13 protein-coding genes are annotated in these 14,188 nt (G+C 57.7%); 8 read left to right on the forward strand and 5 right to left on the reverse strand.

Annotated elements, in window-relative coordinates; genetic code table 11:
• Positions 1–76: 76 nt before the first annotated feature.
• The gene (locus tag KTT_RS23005; RefSeq protein ID WP_126598633.1) at positions 77–745 is read left to right on the forward strand and encodes an RICIN domain-containing protein; all 669 of its coding nucleotides are present in this window, start codon (positions 77–79) and stop codon (positions 743–745) included.
• Positions 746–989: 244 nt separating this feature from the next.
• Here KTT_RS23005 and KTT_RS23010 read toward each other — a convergent pair whose 3' ends face one another.
• Positions 990–1,562, reverse strand: coding sequence for a hypothetical protein (locus KTT_RS23010; protein ID WP_126598635.1), 573 nt, complete (start codon positions 1,560–1,562; stop codon positions 990–992).
• Positions 1,563–1,964: 402 nt separating this feature from the next.
• On the opposite strand from KTT_RS23010, the gene KTT_RS23015 reads away from it, so the two are divergent.
• The 3 genes from KTT_RS23015 (at position 1,965) to asnB (ending at position 5,882) form a co-directional block, all read left to right on the forward strand.
• A complete protein-coding gene (locus KTT_RS23015; protein WP_160146064.1) occupies positions 1,965–3,191 on the forward strand; it encodes a sensor histidine kinase in 1,227 nt (408 codons plus the stop codon).
• Between the two features lie 194 nt (positions 3,192–3,385).
• On the forward strand, positions 3,386–3,802 hold the full coding sequence (locus KTT_RS23020; protein WP_126598640.1) for an HIT family protein: 417 nt from the start codon (positions 3,386–3,388) through the stop codon (positions 3,800–3,802).
• A 238-nt stretch (positions 3,803–4,040) separates the two neighbouring features.
• Entirely contained in the window at positions 4,041–5,882 is a 1,842-nt protein-coding gene (asnB, locus tag KTT_RS23025; RefSeq protein ID WP_126598642.1) for an asparagine synthase (glutamine-hydrolyzing), read from the forward strand.
• An 88-nt stretch (positions 5,883–5,970) separates the two neighbouring features.
• Here asnB and KTT_RS23030 read toward each other — a convergent pair whose 3' ends face one another.
• Positions 5,971–8,223: a PAS domain S-box protein gene (locus tag KTT_RS23030; RefSeq protein ID WP_126598644.1), complete on the reverse strand. Its 2,253-nt coding sequence runs from the start codon at positions 8,221–8,223 to the stop codon at positions 5,971–5,973.
• A 319-nt stretch (positions 8,224–8,542) separates the two neighbouring features.
• On the reverse strand, positions 8,543–9,088 hold the full coding sequence (gene msrA / locus KTT_RS23035) for a peptide-methionine (S)-S-oxide reductase MsrA (protein WP_126598646.1): 546 nt from the start codon (positions 9,086–9,088) through the stop codon (positions 8,543–8,545).
• Between the two features lie 289 nt (positions 9,089–9,377).
• Here msrA and KTT_RS23040 point away from each other — a divergent pair, with 289 nt between their 5' ends.
• On the forward strand, positions 9,378–9,809 hold the full coding sequence (locus tag KTT_RS23040) for an SRPBCC family protein (protein ID WP_126598648.1): 432 nt from the start codon (positions 9,378–9,380) through the stop codon (positions 9,807–9,809).
• Between the two features lie 121 nt (positions 9,810–9,930).
• Here the strand turns inward: KTT_RS23040 and KTT_RS23045 are convergent, their stop codons facing one another.
• Positions 9,931–11,178 (reverse strand): MFS transporter, encoded by a 1,248-nt coding sequence (locus KTT_RS23045; RefSeq protein WP_160146065.1) that lies wholly within the window; start codon positions 11,176–11,178, stop codon positions 9,931–9,933.
• 180 nt (positions 11,179–11,358) lie between these two features.
• Here KTT_RS23045 and KTT_RS23050 point away from each other — a divergent pair, with 180 nt between their 5' ends.
• From KTT_RS23050 to KTT_RS23060, 3 genes are all read left to right on the forward strand, one after another.
• The gene (locus KTT_RS23050; RefSeq protein ID WP_126598652.1) at positions 11,359–11,832 is read left to right on the forward strand and encodes a nitroreductase family deazaflavin-dependent oxidoreductase; all 474 of its coding nucleotides are present in this window, start codon (positions 11,359–11,361) and stop codon (positions 11,830–11,832) included.
• Positions 11,833–11,865: 33 nt separating this feature from the next.
• Positions 11,866–12,483, forward strand: a complete 618-nt coding sequence (locus tag KTT_RS23055) for a TetR/AcrR family transcriptional regulator (RefSeq protein WP_126598654.1) — start codon at positions 11,866–11,868, stop codon at positions 12,481–12,483.
• Between the two features lie 211 nt (positions 12,484–12,694).
• Entirely contained in the window at positions 12,695–13,318 is a 624-nt protein-coding gene (locus KTT_RS23060; RefSeq protein WP_126598656.1) for a nitroreductase family protein, read from the forward strand.
• Between the two features lie 24 nt (positions 13,319–13,342).
• Here KTT_RS23060 and KTT_RS23065 read toward each other — a convergent pair whose 3' ends face one another.
• Positions 13,343–13,792, reverse strand: a complete 450-nt coding sequence (locus KTT_RS23065; protein ID WP_126598658.1) for a hypothetical protein — start codon at positions 13,790–13,792, stop codon at positions 13,343–13,345.
• Positions 13,793–14,188: the final 396 nt, after the last annotated feature.

Below are 14,188 nucleotides of genomic sequence, written 5' to 3' on the forward strand. Positions count from 1 at the left end.
CGGTTGAAGATGTATTTATACTGATGGTAGGGACTGGTTGGCAAATGTGGAGATGGAATAGAAGAAGGAGAAAGATGTGATTCAAGACGAAAATGTTTTTGATTCCCATGAAGAAATCTGGGATAGACATAATCAGCAGTTGTCGCGCGGCCGTTTTTTAAAGCTGGCGGCCGCCGGTGCCCTTGGTGCCGCCGGGCTGGCACTGGGAATGCCACAGGGCTCACACGCGGCCGGCAATGATCCCGTGCCACCGCCCCCCCATCCGATGCCCCCCAGGCCTACTCCCATTGGCCCTCCCATCCACTACCGTGTCATGCCGGGTCTGTATGTGATCCAGAGCTACCTCAACGGCTATGTGCTCGATGTCAAGGGTGCCAGCACCACTCCTGGTACTCTGATAATCAACTATCCCGCGAACAGTCCTCTGACCTTAAATCAGGTCTGGTATATTAGCGCCGACGGTTACATTACTTCGATGCTCAATGGTTATGTGCTGGATGTACGAGGTGCTAGCACCTCGCCGGGAGCCTCGGTCATCTCTTATCCGCGCAACGTTCCTGCCAGCAGCAATCAGCGCTGGAACTTTACGCGTGACGGTTACATCAGCAGCCAGCTCAATGGCTATGTACTGGATGTACAGGGGAGCAATACGGCTCCTGGTACTCCTGTCATTACCTATCCGAGAAATTATCCTTCGAGCGCTAACCAGAGATGGCACCTGCGCGCGCTTACCTGGTCATCATAGTGCAGGTAGATGCGATCCGAACTATAGGAGTGCAGAAGATAGAACTGGTTCCAATGCCTCGATCGGCCTGAAGTTTCAGGCTGCAGGGGGCGCGGGATGTGCGCGGTTGCGTATGTGTCGCGCTCCCATCTTTTTTGGCAGCAGCGCGAGCGCGACGTGACTTGACGCCGGGCACCGCGATGTGCCTAAGCGATGCGTTCTCTGATACCTGCCGCTCGAATCCTAAGCAAGGTGGTTCGCGACCCTAACTGTGTTTGGGAGCGCCCGGCGTCACGCTCAGAGCGGTATCGTAGATGCGGCTATAGCGAGAGGTCCTGGCGCGTCCGATCAGCCCGCCCAGAGCGCCGATCAGCAGGCCAAGGATCATCGAGAGGGCGAAGCCACCCAGGCCAGAGATCGTCAGAGCGCCCAGCAGAAACTGATCGGCCGTCGACGGCATCGGCTGGTTGAGGCGCCTGGCCGCGTCCTCCACCACCGCCCGGCCTATCTGGCGCATCGTATTGATGTTGACCGTCGCCAGCGAGTAGGCCGCGATCAGGCTCAGCAGCGCACTGATGACCGCCGTCCACAGGCCCGCGAAGGCGCCGGTCCCCACGCGACCGGTACTCTGTGTCGCCTTCACCCCCGCCAGGAAATAGAAGAAGAACGCGAAGAGGACCCCCAGCATACTCAGTGGGAGCGTCAATGCTGGTTGATGGAGATTGGTGATCAGGAGTCCCACCACGATCTGGATAACCCCCTGTATAAGTCCGAACAGGAAGCCGTACCCCAGGGCCGGGCTACCTTTACTCTTGACCAGTGTACCTTCGACCATCATGGCGCCTCCTTTTCGTGTGAAGGAATTGCTCACTACTTATCGCATGGAGCTACCCGCATCAACCAACACGGTATAGGAAGGACGGTAGTTTCACATCGGTGGAATAGTACCTTTGATGGGTAGCAATGATTCTATACCCCTCGCTTGTTATAGCTGGTAATAGCATCGATATTTCTTATATCCATAAAGGTCGCAGGCCACTGCGCAGACGCGCCGCTCGCTGGTATGGTTGGCGACGAGAGATGGAATTGCACTTATTGTTGATATTGGAAGTTTTGCTAAATTGACATGCTGAGTAAATTCTCGTTACAATCGATGTTAAGGCAATAGGTCATTATAAGGATGTGCTTAATTCGCCCGGCAGGAGCAAGGCAGGCAACAGTGAGAGGAGCAATAGAGCAGATGGGTGAGACAAGAGGAAGACCTCCTGGTAGAAAAATTTATTGGCACACCTACGCGTTAAGTCATCAATCGGCATGGAGGCATCCTCTTGTTGGCTACGTGGTCGGTTTTTTACTGGCGGTTTCGGGCCTGCTGTCGGGCCTGACGCACTGGCATGATGGTATGCCGGCCTTCATCCCGAGCACCTTATTAAATCTCTATATGATATGCGTGGCCTTTACCTGGGGGTTTGGGCCGGCGATCTTTACGCTTGGCGCGGGCCTGCTGGTCATCGATCTGCTCTATGTCGAGCCATATGCGGTGTTTTTCCGGCGTGGCGATTTTTCCGGCGTCGTCTTCTTTATCTTCTTCGCGCTGGCCGGCATCATCATCGCCGCCATGGTGCAGCAGCGTGAGGCGGCCCGCGTGCATGCGCAGCGGATGGCCGAGGAGGCCAGGGAGGCGCAGCACCGGCTTGAGAACTTTATTGGCCTGGTCAGTCACGAGCTGAAGACGCCCCTGGCGGCGACCCAGGGCACGGTCCAGCTGGCGATGCGCAAATTGCGGCGCTACGAGGCCGATCCCTCGGGACCTGAGCAGCAGGAGCGCAATGATCAGATTATCCGCTCGGTGCAGCAGGCGTTGGGTAATGCCTACAGCCAGACCACGGTGCAGACGCGACTGGTCAACGATCTACTGGACGCCTCGCGCATCCAGGGGCAGAAGCTGCGCCTGATCCAGAAGCCGTGCGAGCTCAATCAGATTGTACACCAGGCGGTCGAGAGTCAGCGCGCCATCGCCACCAATCGCCGCATCGAACTGGAGGAGGACGAAGAGACGCGGCTGATCGTCTGCGCCGACGCCGACCGTATCGGGCAGGTCATCGCCAACTATCTCTCCAACGCCCTCAAGTACTCGCCGGCCGACCGGCCTGTCTCCGTGCGCCTGCGGCAGGACGGCGCGCGCGTCAGGGTCCTGGTGAGCGACGAGGGTCCAGGCCTGCCGCCCCAGGAGCAGGAGCGCATCTGGACCCGCTTCTACCGCGTCTCGGGCATCCATAGTCAGCACAACTCGGGCGTCCCCCACGTCGGCCTGGGTGTTGGCCTGCACATCTGCAAAGGCATCATCGAGCAGCACCACGGCGAGGTCGGCGTCGACAGCGTGCCCGGCCAGGGCTCTACCTTCTGGTTCACCCTGCCGCTGCAGGAATGCGTGCAGCCCGTTCTCGAAACCGTCCTCTCCCTGTAATCGCCGCCATGGGTAATGGAAGAATTTGATACGACAGAACCGGTGGGTGCATTTGCACCCGCCGGTTCTGTCGTATCAAATTCTTTTTTGCTTTTGTTGAAATTGGGCCCCACTGGCGTGATACTATATTTATATGGCTGATGCAGATTTAGAGAGAAATGAAGGCATAGACGATAAATGAACGGAAGGTCTAGATGACGGAGGAGTGTCTTTTTTGTGCGATAGTGGCTGAGAAGGAGCCTGCCAGTGTGGTGTATCAAGATGAGGTCGTGACGGCCTTTCTGACGATCGGCCCCGTTAATCCAGGCCATTTGCTGGTGATCCCCAATCAGCACGCGGCCTACCTGGCCGATATGGATGAGGAGACCGGGGCTCACCTCTTTACCATCAGTACGCGACTGGCGCGAGCACTGCGCCAGTCGCGTCTGCGTTGTGAGGGCGTCAACCTTTTCCTGGCTGATGGGGAGGCTGCCTTCCAGGAGATCTTTCACGTCCACATGCACGTCTTCCCACGCTTCAAAGGCGACTCGTTTACGCTTGACGCCGATTGGAGCGTCAGGCCCTCGCGCGAAGAACTGGACCGTATCGCGCTCCAGATCCGTCGCGGGTGAGATACAATAAAGCTGGGAGGTGCAGGAGGGCGGCGAGCCCTGCACCCGGTTTTGGGAACTTTTTCAAAAGTTTGGGATGACTCATAGCTGCACCAACACACAACGGACTCGTGAGCACCGGAGGTGCGAAAGCTCAGGAGTGCCGCAGGCGATGATCATGGGTGTAAGACACGTTCTTAAAAAAGTAAAAGACCATGCGGCGGAGCGAGGGAGAAAAGGATGAAAGGTAGGTAGCCTTATGTGCGGAATTACAGGCTGGATCGATTGGGAGGAAGATGTCACCCGGCAGGGCGCAATCCTTGAAACGATGGCCGCGACGATGCGCTATCGAGGACCCGACGCCAAAGGGATCTGGCTCACGCCGCGCGTGGCCTTTGCCCATCGGCGTTTGATGGTCATCGATCCCGCCGGAGGCGCGCAGCCGATGGCGTATACCTCGGGCTCGCATACATACGCGATTACGTATAATGGAGAGATATATAACTTTCGTGAGCTGCGCGGCGAACTGGAGACGCGCGGCCATACCTTTAGCACGAAATCGGATACCGAGGTGATCCTGCATGCTTATGTGGAGTGGGGCGAGGACTTCACGCGCCGCCTGAACGGCATCTTCGCCTTCGCCCTATGGGACGAGCAGCGGCAGCGCCTGCTGCTGGCCCGCGATCACCTGGGTGTGAAGCCGCTGTTCTACGCGCAGCGCGGCAGCGCGGTCATCTTTGGCTCCGAGCTCAAGGCTCTGCTGGCCCATCCGCGTGTGCAGCCGGAGGTCGATCGCGACGGAATGGCCGACATCCTGGGCGCCAGCATCATTCGCACGCCAGGTTTCGGCTACTTCCACGATGTCCACGAGGTGCGGCCGGGCTATCAACTGATCTTTGAACGCGAGCGTACCCGCGTCAACCAGTACTGGTCGCTGCGCAGCGCGCCCCATCCCGATGACGTCGAGACCACCACACAGCGCATCCGGGACCTGCTCAAGGATACCGTGAAGCGGCAGCTGATCGCCGACGTTCCCGTGGTTTCGATGCTCTCGGGCGGCCTGGATTCCAGCGGGCTGACCGCGCTGGCGGCCGAGGAGTTCAGGCGCGAGGGCCGGCAGCTTGAGACCTACTCGATCGATTTTGTCGAGAGCGACGAGTATTTCACCGGCAACGATATGCGCCCCAGCCTGGATGCGCCCTGGGTGACGCGCGTGGCCGAGCACGCTATGACCCGCCACCACACGGTCACCGTTGACACCCCTGAACTGCTGGAGAACCTGCTGGTCCCGCTCTACGCCCACGACGTGCCCGCCATGGGGCAGATCGAGACCTCGCTCTACCTGATCTTCAAAGCCATGAAGGAGCAGGCGACGGTGGCCCTCTCCGGTGAATCGGCCGACGAGGTCTTCGGTGGTTACCCCTGGTACCACTACGAAGAGATCCTCAACATCAACACCTTTCCCTGGCTCGCTATGATGAGACGCAGGAGGAGCTTGAGCTCGCCGCCCCGACTGCTCTCGGAAGAGGTCATGCAGAAGGTCAGCCCGTTTGAGTATATCGCGCGCCGCTACCAGGAGGCCCTGGCCGAGGTGCCGCGCCTGGAGGGGGAGGATGCCGAGGAGGCCAGGCGGCGCGAGATCATGTACATGGGCCTGACGCGCTGGCTGCCCCTCCTGCTGGATCGCAAGGACCGCATGAGCATGGCCGTCGGCTTCGAGGTACGCGTCCCCTTCTGCGATTACCGGCTGGTCGAATACGTCTGGAACATCCCCTGGCAGATGAAGACCGTCGACAACATCGAGAAGGGAATTCTGCGGCGCGCCCTGCAGGGTATCTTGCCTGATGATGCCCGCATGCGTCGCAAGAGCGCCTATCCCTCGTCCCAGCATCCCAGTTATATCAAGGGTGTCTGCGACTGGGCGCTGCAGATCCTCAACGATCCCAACGCCGCCGTGCGCCCCTACATCAACGTCGACACCTATCGGGCCTTCGCCAACAAGGATAATCCGGTGTTGGGGCAGGATTTTGGCATCGGGCCGCTCGAACGCCTCATCCAGCTGGAGACCTGGCTCAAAGAGTACCACATCCGTTTCGTCTAATGCGTATTGTTCAGGAATCAGGCAACACAACAGGGAGGTGCATTCGCACCTCCCTGTTGTGTTGCCTGACTCCTGAACAATACTAAAATTACATTTCGAGGGGGAGGGCGAACCAGAAGGTGGAGCCCTGACCGAGGATGCTATTGACGCCCAGGTCTCCCCCGTGGCGCTTGATCAGTGTGTGGCAGATGTGCAGTCCCAGTCCCAGGCCAGCTCCCGAGCCGCTGCGCACCTGGACGCCTTTGGCCTGATAGAAGCGATCCCAGATGCGCTTCTGAGCCTCTTCATTCAGGCCAGGACCATGGTCTTCAACCCAGACGCGCACCCGGTTGGATTTGAGCTCGATGCCGACCGTGACAGGCTCTTTGGGATCAGAATACTTGATGGCGTTGGTTAGATAGTTTGAGATAACCTGCCCGATGCGATCGGGATCGGCCAGCACCAGTATGGATTCCTGATCGGGGAGCCGCAGGTGGATCGCGCGCATGGCCGCTGTTGCACGTACATCCTCTACACTGGCTATGGTCAACTGCTTCAGGTCACAGAGCTGCGGTGCCAGCTCCAGTTTATTGGCGGCGATGCGCGAGACGTCCAGCAGATCGTTGATCAGGCGGTTCTGCATCTCGATCTGGTGGAGCGCACGCTCGATGCGTTCTTCAGCCGTGGCAATGATCTTGTTGGCCTTGTCGGGCGAGAGGTGCTGGTTATTGGTGATCGAGCGCAGCTGGCGCCGGACCAGCTGAATATTGCCTTTGATGGCCGTCAGCGGCGTACGCAGCTCATGGCTTACCACTCCGATGAAGGCATCTTTCTGCTGTTCCAGCTCTTTCTGCGCCGTCAGGTCCACTATATAGGATATGTACTCATCTTTGTGATTGTCCAGCATGACGCCGGCGATCAGGACCGTTACCAGCTTGCCAGAGCGTGTCAGGTACCTTTTCTCAAACGGCTTATAGCTGCCGGCCCGCTTCAAATCCTCGATAGCCTGCAGGCTGGACTGGAGCTCGTTCGGCGGGGTGAAGGTTCGCCAATTCAGGGTCCCACTGGCGACATCATTCTGTGTATAGCCGATGAGGGACAGGAAGGCCTGATTGGCCTCCAGGATAGTGCCGTCCAGGCGCACATGCACGATACCGATCAGATTGCTTTCAATCAGACTCCGGAAATTGGTCTCGGTTGCCTGCAGCGCCTCCTCAACCTGTTTCTGCTCCGTGATATTGTTGCTGTATACCGAGATGCCGCCTGCGTTATCAGGATAGACCCGCGTCTCGTACCAGCGCTGGCCGGACGGGTAGTACGCCTTAAACACGACCGGCTGCCGGGTCTCCATGGCCTTGCGATACTGTACGACAAAATCCTGCTGGGCCGATTCCGGGTAGAGATCGAACATAGTGCGTCCCAGGATCTGCTCACGCGGCTTCCCGATCAGCTTCTCCACCGCGTTATTGACATATGTGTACGTCCAATTCCTGTCCAGGTGTACAAATGGATCTGGCAGGGTCTCGATCAACTGGCTGGCCTGGTAGAGCGTGGCCTCGTTCTGCTCCTGGGCGTGCTTCTGGTCTGTAATGTCATAGATGACCCCGATGAAGCGCAGCGGTTTCCCCTCCATATCATAGAGCCCCCGGCCCCGGCTCGTCATCCAATGCACGCTGCCATCGCGCGGCCAGATGGTGCGAAAGACCATATTGAACTCGGTCTGCTGCTCCAGGGTCTGCATCACTGCCTGGTTGACCGTATCGCGGTCAGCGGGATGGAGCAATTGCAGCATAAAGGGGTAGCTCACCTGGGTCGAAGGAGCGAGTCCGAACAGTGCCTTGCACTCGGCCGACCAGACCAATTGATTGCGTACCAGGTCCCAGTCCCACAGGCCCATACCGCCGCTTTCCATCGCTAGCCGGTAGTGTTCGGCGCCAAAGACCCGATGTTGCTGCACCTGAGACAGATCGACGCCACAGACCAGCCAGGACGTAACGGAGGAGCGATCCTCCGCTATCTGGGGGAATAGCTGCAGCCGCACCAGGCGATGGGCGGCATGTGCTTTTTGCAGGCGGCACTCTATCTCATCGCGCACCCCATAGCGGAGCGCGGTCCGCAACCAGATCTCAAAGGGCGCGCGATCATCGGGGTGGAGCGCGTTCAGCCAGCCGAAGGTCGCTGCCTCTGCCTCCGACTGCCCCGTAAAGGCGGACCAATGGCCCGCCTCCTGCATCCGGCCATCGGGTGATAGGAGCCACAATATATCCCAGACTGACTGAGCCAGGGAAGACAACGGTTTTCCCTGGTCACCCGTCGCTTCCTCATCGTGGCTCCTGATTGAAGACGATGATTCATTATCCATACGGTTTTTTCCATTAATACTATAATAAAAATCCCGCCGACCGAGGGATGCTTCCTTGCAAACTCTATGTTCAATCAGACGGGAAAAGAAAAACTGGCAAGGGTCCAGCTTAATAACGTATACAGAAAGATGTGGTGAGCATGTAGTTATATCTTACTTACTATATACGCCTGCTTTAACGGTCGCGTTTCACATCGCTGAGAATATACCCGTATGGCTATATATAATAGATGCAGGTGGCGTCGATCTGCGACGCTACCTGCATCTATTATGTATAACCTTTTGATCACTGTAGGCGAGGGTGCCTCGCCCACGGATCTCAAACACCCTGTTTGAGATCCGTCCGATACTCTTTGAGCAGCTTGTTCACTTTGGGGTCGATGACCAGGCGGCAGTAGCCCTGATTGCGGTTGCGATCATAGTACTCGTCGTGATAGGACTCGGCCGGGTAGAAGTTGGTGAAGGGCAGGATCTCGGTCACGATCGGATGTTTGTAGGTACCAGCCGCCTCCAGCGCCTGCCTGGAGGCTTCCGCCACGCGCTTCTGCTCCTCATCGTGATAGTAGATACCTGAGCGGTACTGGGTGCCGATGTCGTTGCCCTGGCGATTGAGGGTCGTTGGATCGTGCATGTGCCAGAAGATGTCCAGGATCTTATCAAAAGGGATGACATCTGGATCATAGGTGAGCTGCACGGCTTCAGCCGCGCCCGTGCGCCCGGTACAGACCGCCTCATAGGAAGGATTGGGTACCTTCGAGGCCGCGTACCCCGACTTTACCGTTTCGATGCCCCGCAAGCGCTTAAAGACCGCCTCTGTACACCAGAAGCAACCGCCCGCCAGTGTTGCCGTTTCAAGCTGTGCCATCTATCGTTCTCCGTTTCTTATAGTATTAAAGAAGTCTTGAGACTTTTTATGAGCTTATCTTGTCTTTCACTAAATGAAACACCGTGCGCGGGCCGAATGTTCCCGTGCTGTAAGAGGGGTGGAAAGTCTGTTTGCCAATCCTCATGATAACGCACTGGCCAGTTGAGGCTTCAAAGAGCGCGATTCAGGCAGAACAGAAAAGTTTGGAGGCGAAACGATTTCTTGACAACATTTCCTTTCTTTTCTATACTTAACCTATAGGTTAAGTATAGAAAAGAAAGGAATAACGATGCCATCAATTATCAAGGAACTCACTATTGCGGCAGACGTGCACAACGTTTTCGGTGCCCTGACGGAGCCTGAGGAAATAGCTCGCTGGTGGACCACCGATCTGAACGCCAGGGCAGAGGTAGGCACACTTGCTGAATTTCGCTTTCGCCAGGGGGCGTTTGTCATCCAACTTGAGGTTGCTGAACTGGATCAGGACGAGAAAGTATACTGGATTCTTCGGCAAGGTGCCCCCCACTGGGCGGGGACCAGTTTCACGTGGCAACTCGAGCCTGTCCACAACAGGGCAAAGATTGTTTTCTCCCATGATGGGTTCGCTCAAGCTGATGAGCCATATGAAGCAACGCGCAGAACCTGGGAATACTTCTTGCAGAGTCTGAAATCCTATCTGGAGACGGGAAAAGGTACTCCTGGCTTTCCGGCAACAGTTTAATGGAACGAGAAACTTCAACCAGGCAAGCCCTGGAAATGGTACACGTCCCCGGGGCTTGCCTGGTTGAAGTCACCCTGGTCCGGTTAACAAAGGCGCTTTCCGCTGTAGAAGATATATGAGGCTAGCATTGGTATATATCGATGGTATCGGGTCGTGGGTGCTTGTCGCGCAGGGTGCGCAGGTAGAGGAAGAGGGACGGGATGAGGATGAGCCCGGATGTGACGAGGGCGGCGCGCGTATTGATCTGCGTGGCGATCAGCCCCAGCAGTGGCCCCCCGCCGATCTGGGCGAGGGCGTTCACCTGTTCGCGGATGGAGAGCAGGGTCGCCCGCACACCGCTATCGAGGTGCTGGTTCATCCAGAGCTGTCCCAGGGACAGGCCGGGGGCGCTGGCGGTGGTGAAGAGGAAGAACAGCAGCAGCGCCAGAGCGAACTGCTGCGCCAGCGCGAATCCGACGATGCTGACGACCGAGAAGCTATCGATGATCAGCAGGCCGATCACCACGGCGCGTGGACTGTTCGTGTCAAGAAAGCGGTTGACCAGCGCCAGCCCACAATAGTTGGTCAGCACGATGCCGACCTCAATCACGCTGAACCAGGTGACCGGTGTGAGGCCTCCCAACGCCGGGAAGGCAAACGAGTGGATCAGGTAGTAGTTCCAGAGCTGATTGAAGCCCGCGCTGAACACGCCAGCGAACACGGTAACGCCCAGCACGGTCAGCAGCACCGGTCGCAGGCGCAGCAGGCCCAGTCCGGTGAGCAGGGTATGCCGCGCCTGCTGCACCGTCGTACGCTCCTGGCGGGGCACGGGCTTAAAGCGGCGCTCGGGCATCACGAAGGCCAGCACGATGCCCAGCGCGATGATAAGACCGCCACTGACCACCAGCGGCAGATTGAGGCGTACATTGACCAGCAGGGCGCTCAGCGCGATGCCCGGCAGCGAAACGAGCGAGCCGATCCTGGCCGCGCGCAGGTAGATGGGTCCCACGTGTTCCGCGCCGATCTCGTCGGTAATCCAGGCGGTATCGGCGCCATTCATCAGCGTCGTGCCCAGCGCCACGAACACCTGGGCGGAGAAGATAACGGCCAGTATGGGGAATAGCCCTTCCAGCAGGTAGCCCGCCCCGATCATAAGGATGCCGATCACCACTGTAGCGCGGCGGCTATACATGTCCGACAGGATGCCAGTCGGCATCTGAAACACAAAATTCATCGACTGGCGCAGCGTCCCCACCAGCACCAGCTGCAGCGGATCGAAGCCCGCGCCCTTGATCAGATAGACCAGCTCGACCGGGAGGAACAGAGCATAGAAGAGTGACAGCGCACCGCGCAGCAGAATATAAATAGAAGAGGCGTCTCGATTGCGCATAATCTCCCCGCAACCCATCGTCGTGTGCATCCCATTGTTTGTATGAAGCATATCGTATGTGGATAGGAAAAACAAGGCGTTGTCGTGTGGAAAGGGGAATCTTGACGGGGAAAGGTTGTGTTTGCTACAATAATAACTGACCGGTCAGTTATTATTGTAGCAGCAGAAGGGAGAAGGATCATGGCTCTTGAGATACCCTCGAAGCCGAGGGGGCTGTTATACCTGGGTTTTATGGTGCCGCGCTATCTGTATTGCTGGCATCTGGGATGGCTGTTTGGACATCGTATGTTGATGATTACGCATATCGGACGCAAGAGCGGGCTGTGGCGGCAGAATGTGCTGGAGGTAGTGCGCTACGATCCGCTGACACGGGAATGTATTGTTATGGCGGGGTATGGGGTGAAGAGCGATTGGTACCGTAACATTCAGGCCCGGCCGGCCGTGGAGGTGCAGGTTGGATGGCAGCGCTATGTGCCGCAGCAGCGCATGCTCTCATGCGAGGAGACCTTGCGGCTGCTAGAGGAGTACCGGCGGCACCATCCCCGACTGCTGCGTGCTTTGATGCGTGTTATAGGATATAGTTACGATGGCAGTCCCGAAGGGCTGCGCGCCCTCAGCCGGAGTCTGCGCGGGGTGGCGTTTCGTCCGCAATAGTGAACTATGGGCTAGAATGTTGAGGTATAAGGTATGTCTCCCCGTCCCGATGTGAGTGAGGAGCGCAAGCAGCAGATCCTGCAGGCAGCGATCGCGGTGTTTGCCCGGCTGGGTTTCGCTGAGAGTCGCATGGATGATATCGCCGCCCAGGCCGGGCTCTCTAAGGGGACCCTGTACCTGTACTACAAAAACAAGGACGCGCTGATCGCTGCTCTCCTGAAGTATTTCTTTACGCAGGAGATGGAGCATCTGCGCGCCTTCGTTGAGCTTGAGCGCGAGGAGCCGGTGTCCGAGCAGCTGCTGTTGCTCACACGTCAGCTTTCCGCCGCCATGCAGTCGATGGTCGAGCTGATGCCGATCTCCTTTGAGTTCTACTCGCTCGCCGGGCGCGACAGCGAGATCCGCCAGTTCTTGCAGGACTACTTCAGGCAGTATCGGCACGAGCTGGCGCGCCTGATCGAACGCGGCAGCGCGCGCGGCGAGTTTCGCCCGGTCGACGCGCAATCCACGGCGGTCACCATCACGGCGCTGTTTGAAGGACTGGCCCTGCTGCACTTTGTCGATACGCAGGCATTCTCATGGGGCTTGCAGGCCGAAACCTCAATCCAACTCCTGCTGGACGGCCTGCGACCGGCATCTTTTTCCGGATAGGCTTCTGCTTACTACCTCGATACAGTAACACGGGATAAGATGGATGGGAATAAATCATGCTCACCGCATGTTTATATGGATGACGTTTAGCGATAAACCCGGACCGGGCATCAGAATGATGCCGAGGGATGGAGATGTTGCTCAGCAAATATTTGTATGCCTGTGCTATTGTAGTGCGACGTCAATGTGCGTTTTCGAAAGGAAGTACTGCATGTCATCTATCGTTGGAGCTATTGGCCGCAAACCCGCTCCTGCCGCCCATCCTATTCATGAATTGATCAGCGAGCGTTGGAGTCCACGCGCTTTCGCCGATCGTCCTGTTGAAGCCGAAAAGCTGCACAGTCTGTTTGAGGCTGCACGCTGGGCCGCCTCGACCTCCAACCTGCAGCCCTGGAACTTTATCTTCGCCACCAGGGAGCATCCAGAAGAGTATGCTCGCATCCTGGAGACGCTGAACGAAAACAACGCCAAATGGGCGCAGGCCGCGCCGGTCCTGGTGGTGCCCGTAGCTAAGCTGTACGACTTTGCCGGTCGGGAGCAAAACAGTCTCTACGACCTGGGTATGGCTGTTGGCAACCTGGTGATCCAGGCCGTCTCTCTTGGCCTGGTCACGCACCAGATGGGTGGTTTCGATACCAACAAGGCGCACGAACTGTTGAACATCCCTGAAGGATACGTCCCGGTCTCTGTGATCGCACTCGGCTACCCTGGTTCTCCCGATAGCCTGCATCCTGTTCTACGCGAGCGTGAGTTGGCTCCTCGTAGCCGCAAGAGCCTGGATGAATTCGTCTTCGAGGGCCAGTGGCGGCAGGCCGCGCCCGACGCCAACGTCTGAGCTTGAATTTGATGAGGGCCGGCGTTATCCAGCGGCATAGATGGCGCGGGTCATGGCGGCGATGGCGATCAGCCCCAGCACCAGACCGATGGTGGCCCAGAGCTGCATGCGGCGGGCCTCCTTGCTATCGGGCTCTTTGAGACGGCGCAGGGCCGGGCGCAGCGCGCTATCTCCGACACCCAGCAGGGTGACCGCCACTACCGTTCCCACGATGACTAGCGCGCCCCATTCTCCGCGCAGGATCGCCCCGTAGCCACGGGTCAGCGCGATCAGAATGGCGCCCGCCACCAGCGCCACGGTCCCCGTATAGCTCATGGTACGCAGCAGCCGCATGGTCATGCGGATCAGATGTTCGTCGGGCCACCTGCGCAGGTACGGCATGATCACCAGCACGATCATCGCGTAGCCGCCGATCCAGGCAACCGCGCACGTCACGTGCACAAAGCGCACCAGCCACGTTAAAAGAAGCATCATTGACTTTCCATCCTTTTATATCAAAGCAGATGTTACTCTCCTCTTACTGAGGACACGTGCGCGCCCCCGTTCGGGCGTCCGCATGCGCGGCCGATGTATCACTATATAAATAACCCTTGAGCGCCGCAGATGCGAAAGGTTGTGCGGACGCCCGAATGGGGGCGCTCAACCCTCATTTTGAGGTGCGAGCGCGAGTTCCCCACTACCAGAATTATAGTGCTCTGGTGCTTGAAAGCATAAAAGCACACCATTTGGGTGAGTCATGAACCAGGATGCGTTATTTTTTTGAACGGCATCTCGTTTTATATATTGATGAGATACCGAAAAGGTTTGTAAACGGGATGTACCCGAAGGAAGATTTTCCTCTATCTATCTATTCATCCAGGACGCGAGTTG

This window comes from Dictyobacter aurantiacus (genome assembly GCF_003967515.1).
GTDB classification, from domain to species: domain Bacteria; phylum Chloroflexota; class Ktedonobacteria; order Ktedonobacterales; family Ktedonobacteraceae; genus Dictyobacter; species Dictyobacter aurantiacus.

Coding starts and splice junctions, on each gene's coding strand:
- KTT_RS23010 (WP_126598635.1), bottom strand. CDS start 1,562: ATGATGGTCGAAGGTACACTGGTCAAGAGTAAAGGTAGCCCGGCCCTG.
- KTT_RS23015 (WP_160146064.1), top strand. CDS start 1,965: ATGGGTGAGACAAGAGGAAGACCTCCTGGTAGAAAAATTTATTGGCAC.
- KTT_RS23020 (WP_126598640.1), top strand. CDS start 3,386: ATGACGGAGGAGTGTCTTTTTTGTGCGATAGTGGCTGAGAAGGAGCCT.
- asnB (WP_126598642.1), top strand. CDS start 4,041: ATGTGCGGAATTACAGGCTGGATCGATTGGGAGGAAGATGTCACCCGG.
- KTT_RS23030 (WP_126598644.1), bottom strand. CDS start 8,223: ATGGATAATGAATCATCGTCTTCAATCAGGAGCCACGATGAGGAAGCG.
- msrA (WP_126598646.1), bottom strand. CDS start 9,088: ATGGCACAGCTTGAAACGGCAACACTGGCGGGCGGTTGCTTCTGGTGT.
- KTT_RS23040 (WP_126598648.1), top strand. CDS start 9,378: ATGCCATCAATTATCAAGGAACTCACTATTGCGGCAGACGTGCACAAC.
- KTT_RS23045 (WP_160146065.1), bottom strand. CDS start 11,178: ATGCGCAATCGAGACGCCTCTTCTATTTATATTCTGCTGCGCGGTGCG.
- KTT_RS23050 (WP_126598652.1), top strand. CDS start 11,359: ATGGCTCTTGAGATACCCTCGAAGCCGAGGGGGCTGTTATACCTGGGT.
- KTT_RS23055 (WP_126598654.1), top strand. CDS start 11,866: ATGTCTCCCCGTCCCGATGTGAGTGAGGAGCGCAAGCAGCAGATCCTG.
- KTT_RS23060 (WP_126598656.1), top strand. CDS start 12,695: ATGTCATCTATCGTTGGAGCTATTGGCCGCAAACCCGCTCCTGCCGCC.
- KTT_RS23065 (WP_126598658.1), bottom strand. CDS start 13,792: ATGATGCTTCTTTTAACGTGGCTGGTGCGCTTTGTGCACGTGACGTGC.